Genomic DNA, 22,795 nt, shown 5'->3' with positions numbered 1-22,795 from the left:
CGGAACGGTGGCGGCGACATTCATGCGGCCTGCTCCTGGACACCGGGCAGGGCGCGCGGCGGCAGCCCGGCCACGGCCTCGGCGATTGCGCGGATGTGGTCAGGGGTGGAGCCACAGCAGCCACCGACCAGGTTCAACAGGCCATCCTCGGCGAAACCGCGCAGGGTGCTGGCCATGTCCTCGGGCGTCTCGTCGTACTCGCCGAAGGCATTGGGCAGGCCTGCGTTGGGGTGCGCGCTGACGTAGCAGTCGGCGACCTGCGAAAGGGTTTCCACGTGCGGGCGCATCGCATCGGCACCCAGTGCGCAGTTCAGGCCGATCGACAATGGGCGTGCATGCGCGAGCGACGCGTGGAAGGCCTCGGCGGTCTGCCCGGACAGCGTGCGTCCCGAGGCATCAGTGATGGTGCCGGAGATCATCACGGGCAACCTTGCGCCGCGTGCATCGAAGGCCTCCTCCAGTGCATACAGCGCGGCCTTGGCATTGAGTGTGTCGAAGATGGTCTCGACCATGATGGTGTCGGCGCCGCCGTCGATCAGGCCGTCAATGGCTTCGCGGTACGTGTCGCGAAGCTCGTCGAAGCTGGTGTTGCGAAAGCCCGGATCGTTGACATCGGGACTGATCGAGGCGGTGCGGCTGGTCGGGCCGATCACCCCGATCACGAAGCGTGGCTTGCCTGGTGTGGTTGCGGCTACTGTATCGCAGCAGGTGCGTGCCACCGCTGCGCCAGCCTTGTTCAATTCGTACACCAGGTGTTCGAGGTGGTAGTCGGCCTGGCTGACCGACGTGGCGTTGAACGTGTTGGTCTCGACCAGATCCGCGCCCGCTTCGAGGTAGGCGGTATGGATGTCGGCGACGATCTGCGGCCGGGTCAGCAGCAGCAGATCGTTGTTACCCTTCAGGTCATGCCCTTCCTGCACGGCGTGGTCGCAAGCGGGGCCATGCACATGATCGTAGCCACCGGCGAAGCGCTCGCCGCGGTAGTCGTCTTCCTGCAGGCCATGGCGCTGGATCATGGTGCCCATCGCGCCGTCGATGATCAGGATCCGCTCGCGCAGGGCGTCGAGCAGGGCGTTGGCACGATCAGGATGCAACCAGGGCAGGGCAGGCATGGCGATCTCGGGCTCAGGGCTTGTTGGCGATCAGTGAAATCACTTCGAAGTGCGGCGGACGCTTTTCGCGGGTGACCGTCTCCAGGCTGGATACCTGCAGGCCGGCCTTGTCGACGAACCTGCGCAGCTCCTTGTCGCTGAAGCCGAGGTTGACGTGGCCGTAGGCCTCCACCGCCGCCTTGTGCTCGTGGCGGGCCAGGCTGCACAGCAGCAGGCGGCCGCCGGAGCGCAGCACGCGCGCGGCTTCGGTCACCGCCTGCGCCGGTTTGCTGGCGTAGGTCAGCGCATGCATCAGCACCACCAGGTCGAAGCTGCCGTCCTTGAACGGCAGCGCATGCATGTCGCCCTCGCGCACTTCCACATTGGGCAGGCGGCGCAGGCGCTCGCTGGCGGCGGCAACCACGCGCGCGCTGGTATCGATGCAGATGTAGCGCTTGGCATGCGGGGCGACGAGTTCGGCCAGCACGCCGTCACCGGAGGCGATGTCCAGCACGTCGCCGGTCTCCAGCAGCGGCAACGCGGTACGCGCGAGGGCTTCCCAGGTGCGGCCGGGAGAATAGTGGCGCTCCATGTCGCCGGCCACGCTGTCGGCCCAGTTCTGGTCGGAGGCACGGTGGGCCAGCACGGCGGCGACACGTTCAGCGTCCTGCCGCAGCAAGGGGTCGTCGCTTCCATTGCTCAAGGCATGCCACAATGCACGCTGCGCCGGGTCCAGCTGGGCCTCGTCGAAGCGGTAATAGGCCGACACGCCCGCACGGCGGTCGCGGACCAGGCCGGCTTCCTTCAGGCGCGCCAGGTGGGTGGATACCCGCGGCTGTGCCAGCCGGGTGATCGCCGACAGTTCGGCCACGGTCAGTTCCTCCTGCTCCAGCAGCGCCAGCAGGCGTACGCGGGTGGCATCGGCGAACACCTTGAGGCGGGTCGACCAGTCTTCCAGATCCATAAATATCTACCTATCGCGATATAGAGATATATTCGCTGAGAACGCCTGCCGCGGTCAAGTCGCTGGCGTACGGAAACTGGCGGGCCCCGGTACAATCGAGGCACCTGGGCGCGCGGTGCGCGGCCCATAACTTCATGTACCCGGGAGGGTGTTGTGGATTTCAGCTTTACTGAAGAGCAGTTGATGCTGCAGGACGTGGCGCGGCGCATCGCGCAGGAAAAGATCGCCCCCAGCGCGGAGCACCATGACCGCACCGGCGAGTTCCCGCTGGACAACATCCGCCTGCTGGGCGAAAACGGCCTGATGGGCATCGAAGTGCCGACCGAATACGGTGGCGCGGGCATGGACCCGGTGGCGTACGTGTTGGCGATGGTGGAGGTCGCCGCCGCCGACGCAGCCCATTCGACCATCATGTCGGTCAACAATTCGCTGTTCTGCAACGGCATCCTCACCCACGGTACCGAGGAACAGAAGCAGACCTACGTGCGTGCCATCGCCGAAGGCGAGGCCATCGGCGCGTTCGCGCTGACCGAGCCGCAGTCCGGTTCGGACGCCACCGCCATGCGCTGCCGTGCAGTGAAGCAGGCCGATGGCACCTTCGTCATCAACGGCAAGAAGAGCTGGATCACCTCCGGCCCGGTGGCCAAGTACATCGTGCTGTTCGCAATGAGCGAGCCGGACAAGGGCGCGCGCGGCATCACCGCCTTCATCATCGATACCGACAAGGCGGGCTTCGGTCGTGGCAAGACCGAGCCCAAGCTCGGCATCCGTGCCTCGGCCACCTGCGAGATCGAGTTCAACGATTACGTGGCACAGGCCGAAGACGTGCTGGGCCAGGAAGGCGAGGGCTTCAAGATCGCGATGAGCGTGCTCGATGCCGGCCGCATCGGTATCGCCTCGCAGGCCATCGGCATCGCCCGTGCCGCCTATGAAGCGACCCTGGCGTACGTGAAGGAGCGCAAGGCGTTCGGCGCGGCCATCGGTACCTTCCAGATGACCCAGGCCAAGATCGCCGACATGAAGTGCAAGCTGGACGCAGCGCTGCTGCTGACCCTGCGCGCGGCATGGGTGAAGGGCCAGGGCAAGCGCTTCAGCACCGAAGCAGCGGTGGCCAAGCTGACCGCCTCGGAAGCGGCGATGTGGATCACCCACCAGGCCGTGCAGATTCATGGCGGCATGGGATATTCGAAGGAAATGCCGCTGGAGCGCTACTTCCGTGATGCCAAGATCACCGAGATCTACGAGGGCACCTCGGAAATCCAGCGCCTGGTGATCGCCCGCAACGAGACCGGGCTGCGCTGAGTTCGACCGGCCGCGCCGCTGCAACGGCGGCGCGGCCAGTAGATCCACGCCATGCGTGGATACACGGTCTTCTTGGCCGAGCGATACCCGATCTGGTCCAATGCAAGCCGGTTTTTACGCGGTCTGCAAAGATGATCTATCGAGGTTGGGGATTCATGACGCTGGTGACGCCGATTGCAGCCATCCTGCTGCTGGCGTACTTCTTTCCGCATGAAGGCTCCAGGGGCAACACGCCGCTGCCCCAGGTTCTGTTGGGTGCAGGCATCGGCGCAGCGGTGAACGTATTGCTGGGTTTGTGGCTCAACCGTGCGCCCCGGCAGAAGGGTATGGCTGCACCCCATCATTTCTTCTTTGTGCCGATGCAATGGGCTGCATTGGCTCTCGTGGTGGTATGCGTGGTGGTTGCGCTGCTGCGCTGAGACGCCGGCTTGGCATGCGCCAACCTTGGTTGGCATGGATCCAGCGGCGCCAACCAAGGTTGGCGACTACCGGCTTCATGGCACTGACTCGTCCTGCCATAGGTTGACACCGATGGGTGGATGGTCCGGCCGCCGTCAGGCGGCCAAAGACGCCCGATGCATCGCATCGGGCGTCTGCATTTTAAGGGACAGGTGGGGGCGCTCAGCGTTGTAGATGTCTACGGCCTCAGCCACCATCTGGCGGGCTTGCCCCAGGTCCCGTGGGCGATGAAGCAGGAACTCGCACTTGAGGATCCCGTTGACTCGCTCTGCCAGAGCGTTCTGATAGCAGTCGTAGCCGTCGGTCATCGAGCAGGTCAGGCCGTGCCGCGCATGGATCTTCTGGTAGTAATCCGAGCAGTACTGGATTCCACGATCAGAGTGATGGATCAGCTTCTGCGATGTCTTTCTCCCTTTCAGCGCCATCTCCAGCGCCTGAGCTACCTGCTCTGTCTGTAGCGTTTCATGCACGCTCCAGCCCACGATCTTGCGCGACCAGGCATCGGTGACCAGGCTCAGATACACGAACTTCCCCTGCGTCGGCAGATAGGTGATGTCCGCCACCCACACCTGCTCGCTACCGGTTGGTATTACGCATCCTTGGCCAGGTTTGAGCAGATTCGGATGCCTGCGAAAGCGATGATGGCTGTCGGTAGTCTTGTGATAAGCCCGACGTTTCGGTACCAGCAGGCGCGCTTCCCGAAGTACGTCAAACAACCGGTCACGTCCCATGGTGATTCCCGCCGCCTGCAGCTTCGGTCCGATCAAATGGTGCAACTTGCGCGTCCCGATCCGTGGCTGCCGCACGCGGCAATCGCTCACCAGCGCCAGTGCTTTGGTCTCGCTGGCGCGTCGTCGTTGATGCCGGCACCCCGCTTGATAGAACGCCTGTCGACTGATGCCGAAATGGCGGCAAGCCCTTGCCACGCTTACGCCTTTGAGGCGCCCTTGCGTGAGGACTTGCCTGAAGGCTTTTTTACGATGCGCACCCCGTAATCCTCTTTGAGGACATCCACGATGGCTTCGAAAAGCTGTGCTTTCTCGTTGGCCTCCCGCAACTGGACCTGCAGGGCCTTGATCTGTTGTTCCGGCGTCAGCGGCGTGGCCGGTCCACTTTTGGGAGAAGTCGTCATGGGGGCAGATGATGCACCACCTGACCAATCCTGCCGACCATAGCGGCGAAGCCACTTCAGAACCGTGCTGCTACCTTGGATACCGTATCGCTCCTGAGCCTTCTTATAGGTCAGTTCTCCACGCTCGACCTGATCGACCACGGACAACTTGAAGGCCAGCGAGTAATCCCGCTGACTGCGCCTGATTGTTGATTTCATTGAACATTCCTTTTCCAGAGGGAAAAGGTGTCAACCCAATTCAGGACGGGTCACACGAATGAAAAAGGCCCCGGATCGCTCCGGGGCCTTTTCGTTTCAACTCACCGCCGGATCAACGATCCGGGCGGTGCGCGGCTTCCGCGTCGCGCTGGCGCTCCATGAATTCCTTGGAGGACTCATCCAGCTTGTCACCCAGCATTCGGCGCACGACCACGAAGAACACCGGGATCATCAGCAGGCCGAGCAGGGTGGCGAACAGCATGCCGCCGATCACGCCGGTACCGATGGCGTGGCGGGAATTGGCGCCGGCGCCGGTGGAGATCGCCATCGGGATCACGCCCATGATGAACGCGAACGAGGTCATCAGGATCGGGCGGAAGCGCAGGCGGGCCGCTTCGATGGTGGCATCGCGCAGGGTCTTGCCTGCTGCGCGCTGTTCCACCGCGAACTCGACGATCAGGATCGCGTTCTTGGCGGCCAGGCCGATCACGGTGATCAGGCCGATCTTGAAGAACAGATCGTTCGGCAGGCCACGCAGCATCGACAGGCCGAGGGCGCCAAGCACGCCAAGCGGCACCACCAACAGCACCGCCACCGGGATCGACCAGCTTTCATACAACGCGGCCAGGCACAGGAACACCACCACGATCGACAGCACCAGCAGCAGCGTCGCCGCGTTGCCGGCCAGGATTTCCTGGTAGGACATGCCCGACCAGTCGTAGCCGAAGCCAGCCGGCAGATCGTCGTTGACGATGCCTTCCATGGTCTGCATCGCCTCACCCGAGCTGGTGCCCGGTGCCTGCGAGCCGACGATGTTGATCGCCGAGTAGCCGTTGTAGCGGCTCAGCGACGGCGGTGCCGACACCCATTCGGACTTGACCACCGTATTGAGCGGGATCATCGAACTGGTGCCATCGGCGTTCTTGGTCAGGCTGGAGGGACTGTAGAAGCTCTTCAGCGATTCCTGGCCGGTGCGGTACGGACCATCGGCCTGCATGGTCACGCGCTTGATGCGGCCTTCGTAGAAGAAGTCGTTCACGTACACCGGGGCCAGCATCAGCTGGATGGTGCTGTACACGTCCGACACCGACATGCCCATCGACTGCGCCTGCACGCGGTCGACATGCAGCTGCAGCTGCGGGGCGTTTTCCAGGCCGTTCGGGCGTACGCCCACCAGGTGGTCGGGCTTCTGCGCAGCCTGGCCAAGCAGGATGTTGCGGGCCTGGGTCAGCTGCTCGTAGCCGGCACCGCTGCGGTCCTGCAGCCACATGTCGAAGCCGCCGAACTGGCCGAGGCCCTGCACGGTGGGCAGGTTGACCACGAAGATCTGCGCTTCCTTGATGCCGTAGAACGCGCCGTTCATGTTCTGGATGAACTCGGGCGCGGTGAACTTGCGTTCCTCCCATGGCTTCAGGCGGATGAAGCCCATGCCCACGTTCTCGCCGGAACCGACGAAGCTGAAACCGGCCACCTGCAGCATGCCTTCATAGCCGTCCTGCTTTTCCAGGATGCCACGCATCTGCGCGAACACTTCGTTGGTCTGGCCCTTGGTCGAGCCCGGCGGCAGCTGCACGATCGCCAGCGCATAGCCCTGGTCTTCTTCCGGCAGGAAGCTGCCCGGCATGCGGGTGAACAGGAAGCCGCACAGTGCGGTCAGCACCACGAACAGGATCATCCAGCGCGGTGCATGGCGCACCGCCGAAGTGATGTGCCCCACATAGGTATGGCTGATCTTGTCGTAGTACTTGTTGAAGGTGCGGTAGATGATGTTCGGGTTGTCGTTGTGCGTCGGCTTGAGGAAGGTCGCGCACAGCGCGGGGGTGAAGCCCAGAGCCAGGAACGCCGAGAACGCCATCGAGATGGCGATGGTCAGCGCGAACTGCTTGTAGATTTCACCGGCGGCGCCGCCCTGCAGGGCGGACGGGATGAACACCGCGGCCAGTACGACGGTGATCGCCACCACCGCGCCGGTGATCTGGGTCATCGCCTTCTGCGTGGCCGGCTTCGGCGCCAGGCCTTCCTCGGTCATGATGCGTTCGACGTTCTCGATCACCACGATCGCGTCATCGACCACGATGCCGATCGCCAGCACCATCGCGAACAGGGTCAGCTGGTTGATCGTGAAGCCGATCATCCACATGCCCAGGAAGGTGCCGAGCAGGGCCACCGGGATGACCAGGGTCGGGATCAGGGTGGCGCGGAAGTTCTGCAGGAAGATCAGCATCACCAGGAACACCAGGAACACTGCTTCAAACAGTGTCTTGACCACTTCCTGGATGGAGATCTTGACGAAGGTGGTGCTGTCGTACGGCGAGAACCAGGTCACCCCGGACGGGAAGCTGGGCTGCAGCTCGTCCATCTTGGCGCGCACCGCATCGGCCACGTTCAGGGCGTTGGCGCCCGGCAGCAGCTGGATGGCGAAGGCACCGGTCGGCTTGCCGTTGTACTGGGTGTCGAAACCGTAGTTGTTGGCACCGAAGGCGACGCGGGCGATGTCCTTCATCAGCACCCGCGAACCGTCCGGATTTGCCCGCAGGATGATGTTCTCGAACTCCTGCGGCGAACTGAAGCGGCCTTCAGCCGAGACCGTGGCGGTGAAGTGCTGGCCTTCCGGCGACGGGTCCGAACCCAGCGCACCGGCGGCGAACTGCACGTTCTGCGCGCGCACCGCCGCCAGCACCTGGCTGGCCGACAGGCCATAACCCTGCATCTTCTCCGGGTTGAGCCAGATGTTCATGGCGTACTCGGAACCGAACTGCTGGGTGCTGCCGACGCCGGGAATACGCGAGACCTGGTCGAGCACGCGCGAGCCGACGATGTCGTTCAGGGCGTCACGGTTGATGGCCGGCGTATCGGACTGCAGCGCCACCACCATCAGGAAGCCGGCGTTGGCCTTGGCCACCACCACGCCCTGCTGGGTCACTTCCGAAGGCAGGCGTGGCGTGGCCAGCGAGACCTTGTTCTGCACCTGCACCTGGGCGATGTCCGGATCGGTACCGGTCTCGAAGGTCAGGGTGATCTGCGCGCGGCCGTTGGAGGCGGACGATGAGCTGAAGTACAGCAGGTGATCGATACCGGTCAGCTGCTGCTCGATCACCTGGGTGACCGACTTCTCCGTGGTGTCCGCACTGGCACCCGGGTAGGTCGCCGAGACGGTGACCTGCGGCGGGGCGATGTTGGGATAGGACTCCACGCCCAGGTTGAGGATCGCGATCACGCCGCTGAGCGAGATCAGGATCGCAACCACCCAGGCGAAGACTGGATGTTCGATGAAAAATTTAGGCATGACGGAAGGTTCCCGTTACTGCTTGTTCGAATCGGTGGCGGCCGGCTTGGCCGCATCGGCCTGCTCGGGCTTGGCCGCGTCGGCCGGTGCCTTGCCTGCGGCCGGTGCTGCGCCCGCCGGAGCGGCGCCGCCTGCGGCAGGCTTGCCGTTGGCGTCCTGCCCCGGGGTCCACGGCTTGGCCACCGCCGGCGCACCTTCCTTGACCTTCTGCACGCCGGCCACGATCACCTTGTCACCGGCGGCCAGGCCGTCGCTGACCAGCCAGTTGCCGTTCTGCGCGCCATCGGTCTTCACGTTCTTGCGCACGACCTTGCCGTCGGCACCGACCACCATCACGTAGCCGCCGGTGGTGTCGCGCAGCAGCGCCTGCTGCGGCACCAGGTAGGCGTTGTTGCGCTCGCCGAGGTTGGCCTGGAAGCTGACGAAGGCGCCGGGCAGCAGGATCTGCTGCGGGTTCGGCAGCAGCGCACGCAGCGACACCGCGCCGGTGGCCGGGTCGACCGTGGTCGAAGAGAAGTCCAGCGTGCCCGGCTCGCTGTAGGTGCTGCCGTCGGCCAGCTTGACGTTGACCGTGGCCTTGCCGTCACCGGACAGCGCCAGCGCACCCTTGGCCTGCTGCGCGCGCAGCTGGGTCAACTCGTCCACGCTCAGCGAGAAGTTCACGTACAGCGGGTCGAGCTGGTCGACGGTGGTCAGCAGGGTCACATCGCCCTGGCCGACCAGCGCGCCTTCGGTGACCTGCTGCTTGTTGGCCACACCGCTGATCGGCGCGGTCACTTCGGTATAACCCAGGCTGATGCGCGAAGAGGTCACCGCCGCTTCGGCCTGCTTGACCGCGGCCAGCGCGGTGCGCTCGGCCGATTCGGCGTTGTCCAGGTCGGACTTGGAGACGAACTGCTGCGGCGCCAGCGAACGCGCGCGGTCGGCGGCGACCTTGGCGTTGGCGTAGGTCGCGCGGGCCGAGGCCAGCTGGGCCTCGGAGGCATTGAGCGAAGCACGCAGCGGCGCCGGGTCGATCAGGAACAGGGGCTGGCCCTGCTTGACCTGCGAGCCTTCCTGGTAGACGCGCTTGAGCAGTACGCCCGGCACGCGCGCACGCACGTCGGCGCTGCGGAACGGCGACAGGCGGCCGACCAGCTCACGCTGCAGCGGCAGGGTCTGCGGCTTGGCGTCGATCACGCCCACCTCCGGCGGCGGGGGCGTCTGCTGTTCCGGCTTCTTGCAGGCAGCCAGCGCAACAGCAACGGCGCACGTCAAGGCAAGGGTGCGGAGTGGGGCGGTCATCAGGAGGAACTCCGGGGTTGGTTTGAAGATGGGGCCGCCGACGGCTGAGGCGCGAAGGCGCGCAGGAAGCTGTCGACGGAGAACTCTGCCCAGCGCCGACGCAGCTGCGCGTCATCACGATGGGGGGTATGGAAACGCTGTTTGTCGAAATCCTGACCGGCGATCATGCTCAGCAGCAGTTCGGCCATGAAGTGCGGGTCGTCATGCCGGAGCTGGCCACGCATGCAAACGGTTTCAATCCATTCAGCAAGATGAAGCGTCAGCGCGCCGGCGCCATGCCGGTACAGCGTACGCGCCTCTTCGGGAAACTGGGCCGCGTCGGCGGCGATCAGCCGACAGGCCTGCCCTACGTGCGGTTGGTTGAAATGCTCCAGGAAGTCGGTGGCGAACTGGAGCAGGCTGGCACGCAGGTCGTCAGTGCGGAGTGCACGAACCATGGCTCCGGTAGCGTGGCCGACATGGCGCTGCATCACCCGGCGCAGCAGTTCCTGCTTGTTGCCGTAGCGCGAGTACAGGGTCTGCTTGGAGCAGCCGGCATGCTGGGCCACCGCGTCCATGCTCATCTGCATGCCCTGCTGGGCCAGCAGCTCGCGCACGGCATCGAACACGCGCTCATCGCGTGCGTCGAGGGCAACGGGGAGGTAGGCCGGGTTCACGCGGTGGACTATACCGTCCAGTTCAGGATTGTGGAATCGAATCGGCGTCGCCGCGTGTGTCTTCCGGTAACACGCTTTGCCGATCCTGTCGGCAGTGCTGAAGCGCGCGCCAGCACCATACCGGTGCGAACTGAATAGGCGTCTAAACCGCAGCAAACCCGAATCTGGTTATTCCGTCCTGCAGCAAGGCCTTTTCGTGCGGTAGGGCTACAATTTCATTTTCCCAACTGAGCAAGCGCATCGCTCTGCCATGAAACCGCAAAAAACCGCAGCCAAGACCGTGAAAAACAAGACCAAACCAGCAGAGTCGGAGGTCGCAGTGACCGCTGGTTTCTCCCTGGAGCCGGTGTACACGGCATTGCGCAAGCGTTACCCCGCGGCCGCACAGGCCGAAGCGGTGGCCTTCGCCACTGACTTCTACAAGCGCATGGAGTCGGACGAGTTCCCGCACCACAGCGCTGAAGAGTGGGCCGCTCTCGCGGCTGAGACGCTGGAATTCGCCCGTGCCCGCAAGGCCGGCAAGGCCAACGTCCGCGTGTTCAATCCGACCGCGAAGGCCAACGGTTGGGAATCGCCGCACACCGTGCTGCAGATCGTCAACGACGACATGCCGTTCCTGGTCGACACCGTCACCATGTCGCTGGCCGAACAGGGCGTGGGCGTCCACGTGCTGGGCCACCCGGTGCTGCGCTTCACCCGCGACAAGGCCGGCAAGCTGGTCAAGGTCGGCGAGGGTGATGCCGAGTCGGTGATGCTGCTGGAGATCGACCGCCAGCCGGCCGAAGCCATGGCGGCCATCGAGCAGGCCATCAGCAAGGCGCTGGACGAAGTGCGTGCGATCGTGCGCGACTGGCAGCCGATGAAGGACAAGGCGCTGGCGCTGGCCGACGACCTGGGCAGCCGCCAGCTGCCGGTCGACGACGCGTCGCGCAAGGAAGCACAGGAATTCCTGCGCTGGGCCGCCGACAACCACTTCACCTTCTTCGGCTACCGCGAGTACCGCGTCGAGAAGCAGGGCAAGGAAGAGGTGCTGGCGCCGCTGAACGACACCGGCCTGGGCCTGATGCGCGGCAAGGACAAGTCCGCCGCCCGTCCGGTCAAGACCCTGGCCGCGCAGGGCCTGAACACCACGTCCGGGCTGAAGGACGCGCTGATCCTGACCAAGACCAATGCCCGTTCGCGCGTGCACCGCGCCGGCTACATGGACTACATCGGCGTGCTGGAATTCGACGCCAAGGGCAAGATCATCGGCGAGCAGCGCTTCCTCGGCCTGTTCACTTCCAGTGCCTACAACCGTCGCCCGTGGGAAATCCCGCTGGTGCGCCAGCGCCACGAGCACGTGATGAAGCAGTCGGGCCTGGCCTCGGCCAGCCACAGCGGCAAGGCCCTGCGCCACATCCTGGAAACCCTGCCGCGCGAAGAACTGTTCCAGTCCAGCGAGGACGAACTGTTCCGCACTGCCATGGGCGTGCTGGGCCTGCAGGAGCGCGTGCGCAGCCGCCTGTTCCTGCGCCGCGACAAGTACAGCCGTTTCATCTCCGCGCTGGTCTACCTGCCGCGTGAGCGCTTCAACACCGACGTGCGCCTGCGCATCGAAGCGATGCTGAAGGACGCGCTGCACGGCGAGTACGTGGACAGCTCGGTGGTGCTGGGCGAATCGCCGCTGGCCCAGGTGCACCTGATCGTGCGCCCCAAGCCGGGCGAAATGCTGGACGTCGATACCGCCGAACTGGAGCAGAAGCTGGCCCAGGTGCTGCGCAACTGGCAGGACGACCTGCGCGAAGCGCTGGTGACCCGCCACGGCGAAACCGAAGGCCTGCGCATCGCTGCCCGCATCGGCAAGGCACTGCCGGCCGGCTACATCGAAGACAACAGCACCGCCGTTGCCGCCAACGATGTCAGCCAGCTCGACGCCCTGACCGGCCCGGACGACCTGCGCCTGAGCCTGCAGGCCGTGCCGCGCGAAAGCGGCGATGGCCTGCGCCTGAAGCTGTATCGCCAGCTGGACGACATTCCGCTGTCGGACGCGCTGCCGATGATGGAAAACATGGGCCTGCGCGTGATCGCCGAGCGTCCGTACCGCCTGTCGGTCGACAACGCCCCGGTGTATGTGCAGGACTTCGAGGTCGAGTCGACCGCCGGCGCGATCGATGCCGCCAGCGTCGATGAAGCCTTCGGCGAGACCTTCGCCCGCGTCTGGCACGGCGATGCCGAGAACGACGGCTTCAACCGCCTGGTGCTGGCTGCCGGCCTGCACTGGCGCCAGGTCGCCATGCTGCGTGGCTACTGCAAGTACCTGCTGCAGACCGGCGTGCCGTTCTCGCAGGCCTACGTGGAAGGCACCTTCGCGCGCTACCCGCTGCTGGCCCGCCTGCTGGTCGAGCTGTTCGAAGCCCGCTTCGATCCGGCCACCGGCCACGAAGGCAAGGACGACATCGCTGCCGGCCAGGCCCAGCTGAAGGCGCACTTCGATGTACTGGCCGCTGGCGACGACGCCACCCTGAAGGTGCTCAAGACCGTGGTCGACGCCCGCAAGGGTGACCGCGACGCGCAGATGCAGGCCGCGCGCGATGCGCTGCTGAAGCTGATGGACCGCGTGTCCAGCCTGGACGAGGACCGCATCCTGCGCTCGTTCATGGGCGTGATCGACGCGACCCTGCGTACCAGCTACTACCAGACCGATGCCAACGGCCAGCACGGCCATGTCATCAGCTTCAAGTTCGATTCGGCGCTGGTGCCGGACCTGCCGAAGCCGCGCCCGTACCGCGAGATCTTCGTCTACGGCCCGCGCGTGGAAGGTACCCACCTGCGCTTCGGCGCGGTCGCCCGTGGTGGCCTGCGCTGGTCGGATCGTCGCGAAGACTTCCGTACCGAAGTGCTGGGCCTGGTCAAGGCACAGATGGTCAAGAACACCGTGATCGTGCCGGTCGGCGCGAAGGGCGGCTTCTTCGCCAAGACCCCGCCGGTGAACGGCGACCGCGACGCGATCTTCGCCAACGGCGTGGCCTGCTACAAGCTGTTCATCCAGGGCCTGCTGGACATCACCGACAACATCGTCAACAACAAGATCGTGCCGCCGGTGGATGTCGTGCGCCACGACATGGACGATCCGTACCTGGTGGTGGCCGCCGACAAGGGCACCGCAACCTTCTCCGACATCGCCAACGGCCTGGCCATCGCGCACGGCTTCTGGATGGGCGATGCGTTCGCCTCCGGTGGTTCGGTTGGCTATGACCACAAGGGCATGGGCATCACCGCACGCGGTGCGTGGGAATCGGTCAAGCGCCACTTCCGTGCGCTGGGCCGTGACAGCCAGACCCAGGACTTCACTGCGGTCGGCGTCGGCGACATGTCCGGCGACGTGTTCGGCAACGGCATGCTGTTGTCGCGCCACATCCGCCTGGTCGCTGCCTTCGACCACCGCCACATCTTCCTGGACCCGAACCCGGATGCGGCCACCACGTTCGTCGAACGTGAGCGCCTGTTCACCGTGCCGCGTTCGAGCTGGGCGGACTACGACGCCAAGCTGATCAGCAAGGGCGGCGGCGTGTACCCGCGCAGCCTGAAGTCGATCGAGATCACCCCGCAGGTGCGTGAAGCGCTGGGCCTGGATGACAACGTCAAGGCGCTGTCGCCGAACGATCTGATGAGCGCGATCCTGAAGGCACCGGTCGACCTGCTGTGGAACGGCGGCATCGGTACCTACGTGAAGGCTGCCAGCGAGCAGCACAGCGATGTCGGCGACCGCGCCAACAACGCCCTGCGCGTGAACGGTGGCGAGCTGCGCTGCAAGGTGGTGGGCGAGGGCGGCAACCTGGGCATGACCCAGCTGGGCCGCATCGAAGCCGCCCAGGCCGGCGTGCTGCTCAACACCGACTTCATCGACAACTCGGCCGGTGTCGACACCTCCGACCATGAAGTCAACATCAAGATCCTGCTCAACGATGTGGTGCGGGCCAAGAAGTTGACCGTCGAGCAGCGCAACAAGCTGTTGGCCTCGATGACCGATGAAGTCGCCGAGCTGGTGCTCAACGACAACTACCGCCAGAACCAGGCGCTGAGCCTGATGGAGCGGATGGCAGTCAAGCGCCTGGGTTCCAAGCAGCACTTCATCCGTACGCTTGAACAGCAGGGCCTGCTCGATCGCCAGATCGAATTCCTGCCGTCCGATGCCGAGCTGTCGCAGCGCAAGGCACGCGGCCAGGGCCTGACCCGTCCGGAGCTGTCGGTGCTGCTGTCCTACTCCAAGCTGGTGGCGTTCGCCCAGCTGCTGGATTCGGACATTCCGGAAGATCCGTACCTGTCCAAGGAGCTGCAGCGCTACTTCCCGACCCCGCTGCAGAAGAAGTACGCCGACGCAATGGAGCGTCACCGCCTGAAGCGCGAAATCATCGCCACGGCCGTGACCAACCAGACCATCAACCGCATGGGCGCCACCTTCCTGATGCGCATGCAGGAAGACACCGGCCGTTCCATCGCCGAGGTCGCCAAGGCCTACACCATCAGCCGCGAAACGCTGGATGCACGCGCGCTGTGGGCGCAGATCGATGCGCTCGACGGCAAGGTGCCGGAGTCGGTGCAGATCGACGCGCTGGAAGTGATCTGGAAGCTGCAGCGCTCGTTCGTGCGCTGGCTGCTGTCGCGCCCGGGCGCGATGCCGGGCATCACCGAAGCGGTCAACCGCTACCAGGGTCCGTTCAACGACATCCGTGTTGCCTCGGGTGTGCTGCCGGATTCGCAGCGTCCGACCTACGAAGCCCTGGTGGCCGAGTGGAAGGAAAAGGGCCTGCCGTCCGCACTGGCGCAGCAGCTGGCCGAACTGCACTTCCTGGAGCCGGCGTTCGACATCATCGAACTGGCCCGTACCCGCAAGCTGAAGCCGGTGGACGTGTCCAAGGTCCACTTCCGCCTGGGCGATGCCCTGCAGCTGCCGTGGCTGTTCGAGCAGGTCGACGCGCTGGAGGTTAATGGCCGTTGGCACGCCGTGGCACGTGGCGTGCTGCGTGACGAGCTGGCCGCCAACCACCGCAACCTAGCGGGCCAGGTGCTGGGCACCAAGGGCAGCAGTGCTGAAGCGAAGGTGGCGGCCTGGATGGGTCGCGACGACAACAGCCTGCGCTTCACCCTGGCGATGCTGGCCGAACTGGCCGAGCAGAAGACCCTGGACTACCCGACCGTCTCGGTCGCGGTGCAGCGCCTGGGCCAGCTGGCCGCGCATGGTGCGTAAGTGATGTAACGCCGGGCCACGCCCGACACGTGTAGAACAGAACGGCCCCGCGAAAGCGGGGCCGTTTTGTTTTGCGGCGCATGCCTGGGACGGGTAGTGCCGGCCGCTGGCCGGCAACCCCATGGACCTCCCCGCAGATAGGCGGTTGCCGGCCAGCGGCCGGCACTACCGGGTATGCTCTTGCTGGCACACCCACCCGGATCCACCGATGAGCGACACCCCCCGCATCGCTTTCCTGGCCAGCACCACCGAGCCCGCGCAGATGGCCCGCGCCGCGATGGTCTCGCGCTATGGCGATCACGCGCCGGAGCAGGCGGACGTGCTGTGCCCGCTGGGCGGCGACGGTTTCATGCTGCAGACCCTGCACCGGCACGGGCACCTGGGCAAGCCGGTGTTCGGCATGAAGCTGGGCACCGTCGGCTTCCTGATGAACCAGTACCGTGGCGACGACGACGTGCAGGCGCGCATTGCCCGTGCCGAACCGGCCAACCTGCGCCCGCTGGAAATGGTGGCGTTGACCGAGTCGGGCACCAGTACCGGCTCGCTGGCCTACAACGATGTGTCGCTGCTGCGCCAGACCCGGCAGGCCGCGCATATCGGCATCGACCTCAACGGTCAGGAACGCGTGGCCGAACTGATCGGTGACGGCGTGCTGGTGGCCACCCCGGCCGGCAGCACCGCCTACAACTATTCCGCACACGGTCCTGTGCTGCCGCTGGGCTCGCATACCATCGCGCTGACGCCGTTGGCCCCGTACCGGCCGCGACGCTGGCGCGGGGCGATTCTCAAGGCCGACACCGAAGTGCGTTTCCGCGTGCTCGATCCGTACAAGCGCCCGGTCAGCGTCACAGCGGATTCGCACGAGACCCGCGACGTGGTCGAGGTGACCATCCGCGAGTCGAAGGACCGCCGCGTGACCCTGCTGTTCGACCCGGAGCACAACCTGGAAGACCGGATCCTGAGCGAACAGTTCGTTTTTTGACGACAATAGGCGGCCGGCCGCGCCGACCGCTTGAAGGACCCCCACCGATGGGCGACAACTCCCCCCGTTTGCTGACCGTCGCGGTGACCTCGCGCGCCTTGTTCGACCTCGAGGAAAGCCATGCGCTGTTCGAGAGCGATGGCGTGGCGGCCTATGCCGAATTCCAGCGCCAGCACGAGGACGATATCCTCGGGCCCGGCGTGGCCTTCCCGGTGGTGCGCAAGTTGCTGGCGCTGAACCAGGGCGCCAGCCCGGAGAATCCGCGGGTCGAGGTGATCCTGCTGTCGCGCAATTCGGCCGATACCGGCCTGCGCATCTTCAATTCGATCCAGCACTACGGCCTGGGCATCATCCGTGCGACGTTCACCGCCGGCGAGCCGACCTGGCCGTACGTGAAGCCGTTCGGCACCGACCTGTTCCTGTCGGCCAACCCGGAATCGGTGCGCAGCGCGCTGCGCCATGGCATCGCGGCGGCGACCATCCTGCCCAAGCCGCCTGGAGAAACCGCCGCCGCGGCGGCCGACCAGATCGATACCGGTCGCCCGGCCGGTCAGCTGCGCATCGCCTTTGACGGTGACGCCGTGATCTTCGGCGACGAGAGTGAGCGCATTTCGCGCGAGCAGGGCGTGGAAGCCTTTGGCCGCCACGAACGCGAGCGCGCCCGAGAGCCGCTCAGCGGCGGGCCGTTCCGTGGCTTCCTGTCGGCGCTGCACACGCTGCAGGAAGTGTTCCCGGCCGGAGACAGTGCACCGATCCGCACCGCACTGGTGACCGCGCGTTCGGCACCTGCGCACGAACGGGTGATCCGCACCCTGCGTGAGTGGGGTGTGCGCCTGGACGAAGCGCTGTTCCTCGGTGGCCGCCACAAGGGCCCGTTCCTGCAGGCGTTCGGCGCCGACATCTTCTTCGATGATTCGCAGCACAACATCGACAGCGCCCGAGAGCATGTAGCCGCCGGCCACGTACCGCATGGCGTTGCCAACGAAGGATAGGGTCTGGTAGTTGCCAACCTTGGTTGGCGCTGTTCTGGATGCATGCCCACCAAGGTGGGCATCTACCAGAGCGCTGTACCCCGGTAGTCGCCAACCTTGGTTGGCATTGCCGTCAGGCCACGGGTCCGGTCACGGGCTGCCCGACATCCCCAGCTGCAGGTCCACCACCTTCCAGCGCAGGCCCTGCGGTTCCAGCACCACCTTCAACGGCGGCTGGCCGGGGCCGCGATCGACATCGATCACGAAGCGGTCCAGCGCTTCGAAATGATGTTCGGCATGCTTCAGCGGCCGCGCGGGTTCGGTCGCGCCGAAGGCATCGCCGCCCTGCAGTTCATTGCGGCCGCGCTTCCACAGCACGTGACCCTGCAGCATCGCGCCGATCCCGGTCGGGGTCACCATGGTGTCCACCGCGGCACCACCAAGCTGGTCGCCCAGCCCGTACAGCAGGGCACCGAACGGGCTGGCCGCCACATCCGGGCCGGCTTGGCGCACCAGATAGTCATTGAGCTGCGCGCGCAGGCTGCTGCGCACGCGCGGGAAATCGACGTAACGCTCCAGGCGCGCGGTGTCGCGTTGCTCGATGGCCTTGGACAGGCCATTGACGGTCATGTACGGGCCGCCGAACCACCATGCGGCCAAGGCCAGGACCAACAGCCCAACGAGTGCGGTGAGTTTCTTCATGCCGCCCAGACTGCCGCAACCGCAGCAGCATGGGGTGAAGACTCAATGACTGGGAGATCCGCGGCCATCACCGAAGGCGTCCACCAGCTGCTGGCGTTCGGCTGCGGTCAGTGCCTCAAGCCGCGTTGCCAGTACTTCTTCCAGGCTGGCGGTGCGGGTGGTACCCAGGATGCCACTGGCCACGCCGGGATGGCCCAGGGCGTAGGCAAAGGCGGTCTGGGCGGGGCGCTGGCTGCGGATGGCGGCCAGCGTCTTCCGCATGTTGCGTGCGCTGTGCATCAGTGTGCGGCTGCTCGGTTTTAGCCAAGCCCTGGCCAGGTACCAGGCATCCGCCGGTCGTGGCAGGCGCGGGCGTGGTGGCAGCAGATGGCCCTGCGCCAGCACTGTGCCGGCCAGTACGCCGATGCCCACTGCGTGCAACTGGTCGATGAGGGGTTCACGGTCCTGCTGCAGGGCGTTGTAGTCCAGAAGCACCACGTCGAACAGCGTGGGATGGTCGATCATCCAGCGCAGAGTCGATGCCGTGTGCGTATTGATGCCGGTGTGCCGGATCAGCCCGCGTTCGCGCAGGCGTTGCAGCGCGGCCAGCAGGTCATCGTTGATGTCGTGCTGGCTGGCACCGTGCAGCTGGTAGATATCCAAGTAATCCAGGCCGAGGTTGCGCAGCGAGGCCTCGCAGCTGGCAGTGATGGCTGCCGGCGAGAAATTGCGTTGCTCGGCGCCGCTGACGCCGGCCTGGCCGGTCAGTGTGCCGCCCTTGCTGGAAATCACCAGCGACTCGCGCGGGTATCGCTTCAGCAACGGGCGCAGGATGCGGCCCAGCCGCGGCTCGGCGTGGAAACCGGAATAGTTGTGGCCGGTGTCCAACAGGTTCACGCCCTGTGCCAGTGCATGCTCGACCACGTGCGCGGCCGACTGTTCCGGGAAGCGGCGATGCCCCCAGAAGCCGGAGCAGCCCAGGCCCACCGGCGAAACCGCCAGGCCGGTGCGGCCCAGCGTGCGGCGTTGCTGTGCCAACGGCATCAGAATTCCAGGTCCAGCGCCGCGCACAGGTAGTCGACGAACGGGCCGAGCGCGGCCAGGTCCTTGCCCAGCGTGGACAGCAGGCGCGGGCCGGTCATGGTGGCGTCGTCCAGCGAGCGCCACATCACCCAGTTGCGGTGCTTGAGGTCGTCGATGAATTCGAAGTCGGCCGGGAAGCCGCGCGGCGGACGCACCAGCTTCTCGCTCTCTTCGAAGTCGAAGCGCTTGCGCAGGGCCGGTGCATGCGCTGCGGCCTTCCAGCTGCCCGGGTTGTCGAGGATGAAGTGGCGCACGCGGCGCTGGGTCTCCGGTTCCGGATGCCACAGGCCGGCACCGACGAAGCTCTCGCCGGGCTGCAGGTGCACGTAGAACGAGGGCGCGGCTACTTCGCGGCGGCGCTCATGGAACAGGCGTGCACCCTGCCAGGTCTTGTACGGGGATTTGTCGTTGGAGAAGCGCGCGTCGCGATGGATGCGGAACAGCGAGCCGCCGACGCCGCGGGTATCGGCGCGGAAGTGGTCGCTGACCTCGGCCAGCGCCGGCTGAAGGTCGCCCAGCAGGCGCAGGAACGGCTGCCGCACGTGGTCTTCGTACTGCTGGCGGTGGTCGTTGAACCATGCCTTGTCGTTATGCCGCGCCAGGCTGCGCAGGAACTTGAAGCTGGCGTCCGAGAAATAGGTACTCACAAGGTCTCCTGCAGGTGCTGGCCCCAGTCGCGCAGCGATTGCAGCAGGGCCTGGCGCCGCGTGTCGTCGGGCGCTTCGGCGGCCAGTGCATCGAGCTGCTGCTGGTACTGGGGCAGGTTGAGTTCGCCCAGCCCTCCGTCCCCGAGCAGGCGCTGGCGGCGGTAATCCTGCCAGCGCTGGCGTTCAGCCGGTGCGAGGCTGTCGGGATGATTGCGCGCGCGGTAACGGAACAGCAGCTCCGGCAGGCGCGGGTCGCGGAAGCGGCCTTCCAGTGCGGCCAGCTGCTCCGGCGCGGTGGTGCGTGCCAGCGCAAGCAGCGGCTTGTCGCCATTGCCGAGGAAGCCGTCGTAGAGCGAGGCATCGACATCGGCCACGGTGGCGGCGCGGGGCTGGTTGTAGACCTGCCGGGCCTTCTCGGCCAGCTGCGGGGCGAACGCGCGCAGGCGTTCCACCTTGGCCTCGATCGCGGCCACGTCCAGGCCGAGGCGCGCGTGGTCATCGGCGCGCAGGTGGTTCCAGGCGATCAGCGCGGGCACCTTGTTCAGGTGCACTTCCTTCAGCGGCACCCGCGCCACGCCTTCGGGCAGCTCGCTGGCGCGCATGTACAGGCGCTGTGCGATCACCTCGGCCGGCAGTTCCAGCAGATCGTCGATCTCGCCTTCCAGGTCGAACACGATCACCCGGTTGTTGATGGTCGGGTGCGCGGCCAGCGGCAGCACCGGGGCCGCGCACAGGCGACTGGCCGGGTAGCGCATGGAAATGTGCAGTACCGGCTTCATCGCGGCCACGTCCAGCAGGCTGCCGACGAAGCGTTTGTCGCGCAGCTTCAGCGCGTACTCCCACAGCCGTGGCTGCGACTGCTTGAACAGGCGTGCCATGCCGATGGTGGCGCGTACGTCGGACAGCGCTTCGTGCGCATCGCCTTCGCGCACGTTGTTGGCCTCGGCCAGGTGCTCGAGCTTGAACGAGGTGGCGCCATCCTCGCGCAGCGGCCACTGGATACCCTCCGGGCGCATCGCGCGCATCAGCCGCAGCATGTCCAGCAGGTCCCAGCGCGAATTGCCGTTGCGCCACTCGCGTTCGTACGGGTCGTGGAAGTTGCGGAACAGGCCGTAGCGGACGAACTCATCGTCGAAGCGCAGCGTGTTGTAGCCCAGCGCACAGGTGCCGGGGCGCGACAGCTGCTCGTTGATGCGATCGAAGGCCTCGGCTTCGCTGATGCCCTCGGCCAGTGCCTGCTGCGGGGTGATGCCGGTGACCAGGGTGGCCATCGGCGAGGGCAGCAGGTCATCGGCCGGGCGCACGAAGAAACTGACCGGCGTGTCGATTTCGTTGAGATCGGCGTCGGTACGGATCGCGGCGTACTGCGAGATGCGCGTGCGCCGCGGGTCCTGGCCGAAGGTTTCCAGGTCGTAGAACAGGAAGCTGTCAGCCATCAGTGCGCCCCCTCCAAGACCGGCAGCTGCGCGTGGATCTGTGCTTCCAGTGCGGTCCAGTCGATGTTGTCCAGTGAATCGTGACCGGCGGTGGCGGCCACCAGCATGTCGCGCTGCAGTTCGGTGCGGCGCAGCGCCTCGGCGTACGGCGTGTGCAGGAAAGTGACCATCGTGTAGTGCGGTACGAAGCGGGTCGGCCAGCGCCGCTGCAGTTCCTGTTCCAGCTCGCGCTGCAGCAGGAAGGCGGGATCGGCCACGCGGTCGCGCATCTCCAGGTAGTTCTCCAGCGCCATCTGCTGGATTGCGCGCGCATTTGGCTTGCGCTCGGCTTCGAACGCGGCGAACGCACCTTCCAGATCATCGGCCTCCATCAGGTGACGGGCCAGCGCAACGCAGTCCTCGAACGCGCAGTTCATACCCTGGCCATGGAACGGCACCATCGCATGCGCGGCGTCGCCGATCAGCACGGCGCGGCCCTGCTGGTGCCAGCGTTCCAGAGTGAGCGTGCCAAGCAGGCCCGGCGGATGCTGCTCCCAGTCCGCGCGCAGGTTCGGGATCAACGGCAGGGTGTCGACGAACTCGCGCGCGAACAGCGCCTCGGCCTGCGCGCCGGTGTTGACCGTGGCGAAGCTGGGATCGCCCTGGTTGGGCAGGAACAGGGTGACGGTGAAGGTGCCTTCGTGGTTGGGCAGGGCGATGCACATGTAGTGGCCGCGCGGCCAGATGTGCAGTGCATTGCGCTCGATGCGGAAGCTGCCATCGGCAGCCGGCGGGATCTCCAGCTCCTTGTAGGAGTGGTCGAGGAAGGCGATGTCCTCACCCAGCGGCGCGCGCCGGTTCATCGCCGCACGCAGTGCCGAACCGGCACCGTCGGCACCGATCAGGGTGTCGAAACGGATGTCGTGCGGGCTGTCGTCACGGTCATCGATGAAGCGTGCGTAACCCGCATCGAAATCGACGGTGTGCAGGCGGCGATGGAAGTGCACGGTGGCGCCGGCCTGTTCGGCCAGCTCCAGCAGCGTGGTATTCAGATCACTGCGGTGGATCGACCAGATCACTTCGCTGTCGTCGCGACCGTAGCGCTGCAGCTGCGGCTCGCCGTCGCGTGGATGCACCATGCGGCCGCGCATCATCACCGCGCGCGCCATCACTTCGTCCTCGACGCCCGCCTGACGCAGTGCGTTGCGCCCACGCTCGGCCAACGCCAGGTTGATCGAGCGGCCGCTCTCGTAGTCGGCCACGCGTGGATCGCCGCGGCGTTCGTACAAGGTGATGCGCCAGCCCTGGCGTGACAGCAGGATGGCCAGCAGGGACCCGGCAAGGCCGGCACCGATAATGCTCAACGAGCGGGAAGCGTGTGCGATCAACGAACTGTCCAGCAGTAGGGGAGGGGCCG

16 protein-coding genes are annotated in these 22,795 nt (G+C 65.9%); 5 read left to right on the top strand and 11 right to left on the bottom strand.

The annotated features are described in order from the left end of the window. Positions 1-20 precede the first annotated feature (20 nt). Positions 21-1,112, bottom strand: a complete 1,092-nt coding sequence (locus MG068_RS13565) for a homocysteine S-methyltransferase family protein (protein ID WP_049422067.1) — start codon at positions 1,110-1,112, stop codon at positions 21-23. A gap of 13 nt (positions 1,113-1,125) precedes the next feature. Beyond that, positions 1,126-2,055, bottom strand: coding sequence for an ArsR/SmtB family transcription factor (locus tag MG068_RS13560; RefSeq protein ID WP_032127664.1), 930 nt, complete (start codon positions 2,053-2,055; stop codon positions 1,126-1,128). A 153-nt stretch (positions 2,056-2,208) separates the two neighbouring features. Between MG068_RS13560 and MG068_RS13555 the strand changes: the two genes are divergently transcribed. Both MG068_RS13555 and MG068_RS13550 read left to right on the top strand, forming a co-directional pair. Continuing rightward, complete coding sequence (locus tag MG068_RS13555; protein WP_049463155.1) at positions 2,209-3,357, top strand: acyl-CoA dehydrogenase family protein; 1,149 nt, start codon at positions 2,209-2,211, stop codon at positions 3,355-3,357. 155 nt (positions 3,358-3,512) lie between these two features. Beyond that, complete coding sequence (locus tag MG068_RS13550) at positions 3,513-3,776, top strand: hypothetical protein (protein WP_080355173.1); 264 nt, start codon at positions 3,513-3,515, stop codon at positions 3,774-3,776. A gap of 135 nt (positions 3,777-3,911) precedes the next feature. On the opposite strand, the gene MG068_RS13545 is transcribed toward MG068_RS13550, so the two are convergent. The 4 genes from MG068_RS13545 to MG068_RS13530 form a co-directional block, all read right to left on the bottom strand. Next, positions 3,912-5,146 (bottom strand): IS3 family transposase gene (locus MG068_RS13545; protein ID WP_240792077.1). Its coding sequence is split into 2 segments (ribosomal slippage): positions 3,912-4,795 and positions 4,795-5,146, totalling 1,236 coding nucleotides; the frame shifts between segments, so codons are not numbered across the junction. A 112-nt stretch (positions 5,147-5,258) separates the two neighbouring features. Then, positions 5,259-8,432 (bottom strand): multidrug efflux RND transporter permease subunit, encoded by a 3,174-nt coding sequence (locus MG068_RS13540; RefSeq protein ID WP_132810465.1) that lies wholly within the window; start codon positions 8,430-8,432, stop codon positions 5,259-5,261. Between the two features lie 15 nt (positions 8,433-8,447). Further along, complete coding sequence (locus MG068_RS13535) at positions 8,448-9,716, bottom strand: efflux RND transporter periplasmic adaptor subunit (RefSeq protein ID WP_049422071.1); 1,269 nt, start codon at positions 9,714-9,716, stop codon at positions 8,448-8,450. Further along, entirely contained in the window at positions 9,716-10,372 is a 657-nt protein-coding gene (locus tag MG068_RS13530) for a TetR/AcrR family transcriptional regulator (RefSeq protein ID WP_032127669.1), read from the bottom strand. The genes MG068_RS13535 and MG068_RS13530 overlap by 1 nt, the downstream gene beginning before the upstream one ends. 250 nt (positions 10,373-10,622) lie before the next feature. On the opposite strand from MG068_RS13530, the gene MG068_RS13525 reads away from it, so the two are divergent. From MG068_RS13525 to MG068_RS13515, 3 genes are all read left to right on the top strand, one after another. Beyond that, complete coding sequence (locus tag MG068_RS13525) at positions 10,623-15,599, top strand: NAD-glutamate dehydrogenase (RefSeq protein ID WP_132810464.1); 4,977 nt, start codon at positions 10,623-10,625, stop codon at positions 15,597-15,599. 208 nt (positions 15,600-15,807) lie between these two features. After that, on the top strand, positions 15,808-16,581 hold the full coding sequence (locus tag MG068_RS13520) for an NAD kinase (RefSeq protein ID WP_006376667.1): 774 nt from the start codon (positions 15,808-15,810) through the stop codon (positions 16,579-16,581). Between the two features lie 47 nt (positions 16,582-16,628). Next, on the top strand, positions 16,629-17,573 hold the full coding sequence (locus tag MG068_RS13515) for a 5'-nucleotidase (RefSeq protein WP_005417414.1): 945 nt from the start codon (positions 16,629-16,631) through the stop codon (positions 17,571-17,573). A 129-nt stretch (positions 17,574-17,702) separates the two neighbouring features. Here MG068_RS13515 and MG068_RS13510 read toward each other — a convergent pair whose 3' ends face one another. From MG068_RS13510 to MG068_RS13490, 5 genes are read right to left on the bottom strand one after another with little or no spacing between them, the layout of a single operon-like run. Then, the gene (locus MG068_RS13510; RefSeq protein ID WP_132810463.1) at positions 17,703-18,254 is read right to left on the bottom strand and encodes a DUF2939 domain-containing protein; all 552 of its coding nucleotides are present in this window, start codon (positions 18,252-18,254) and stop codon (positions 17,703-17,705) included. A 42-nt stretch (positions 18,255-18,296) separates the two neighbouring features. Next, a complete protein-coding gene (locus MG068_RS13505; RefSeq protein WP_049422074.1) occupies positions 18,297-19,277 on the bottom strand; it encodes an aldo/keto reductase in 981 nt (326 codons plus the stop codon). Continuing rightward, positions 19,277-19,963 (bottom strand): DUF2461 domain-containing protein, encoded by a 687-nt coding sequence (locus MG068_RS13500; RefSeq protein ID WP_032127674.1) that lies wholly within the window; start codon positions 19,961-19,963, stop codon positions 19,277-19,279. Before MG068_RS13500 ends, MG068_RS13505 begins: the two co-directional genes overlap by 1 nt. Next, positions 19,960-21,399, bottom strand: coding sequence for an exodeoxyribonuclease I (gene sbcB, locus MG068_RS13495; RefSeq protein ID WP_132810462.1), 1,440 nt, complete (start codon positions 21,397-21,399; stop codon positions 19,960-19,962). Before sbcB ends, MG068_RS13500 begins: the two co-directional genes overlap by 4 nt. Further along, complete coding sequence (locus MG068_RS13490; RefSeq protein ID WP_132810461.1) at positions 21,399-22,766, bottom strand: FAD-dependent oxidoreductase; 1,368 nt, start codon at positions 22,764-22,766, stop codon at positions 21,399-21,401. The genes sbcB and MG068_RS13490 overlap by 1 nt, the downstream gene beginning before the upstream one ends. Positions 22,767-22,795: the final 29 nt, after the last annotated feature.

This window comes from Stenotrophomonas sp. ASS1, assembly GCF_004346925.1.
GTDB lineage: Bacteria > Pseudomonadota > Gammaproteobacteria > Xanthomonadales > Xanthomonadaceae > Stenotrophomonas > Stenotrophomonas maltophilia_A.
Note: the sequence above shows the minus strand (reverse complement) of the source record. Positions and strands in the feature narration are given on the sequence as shown.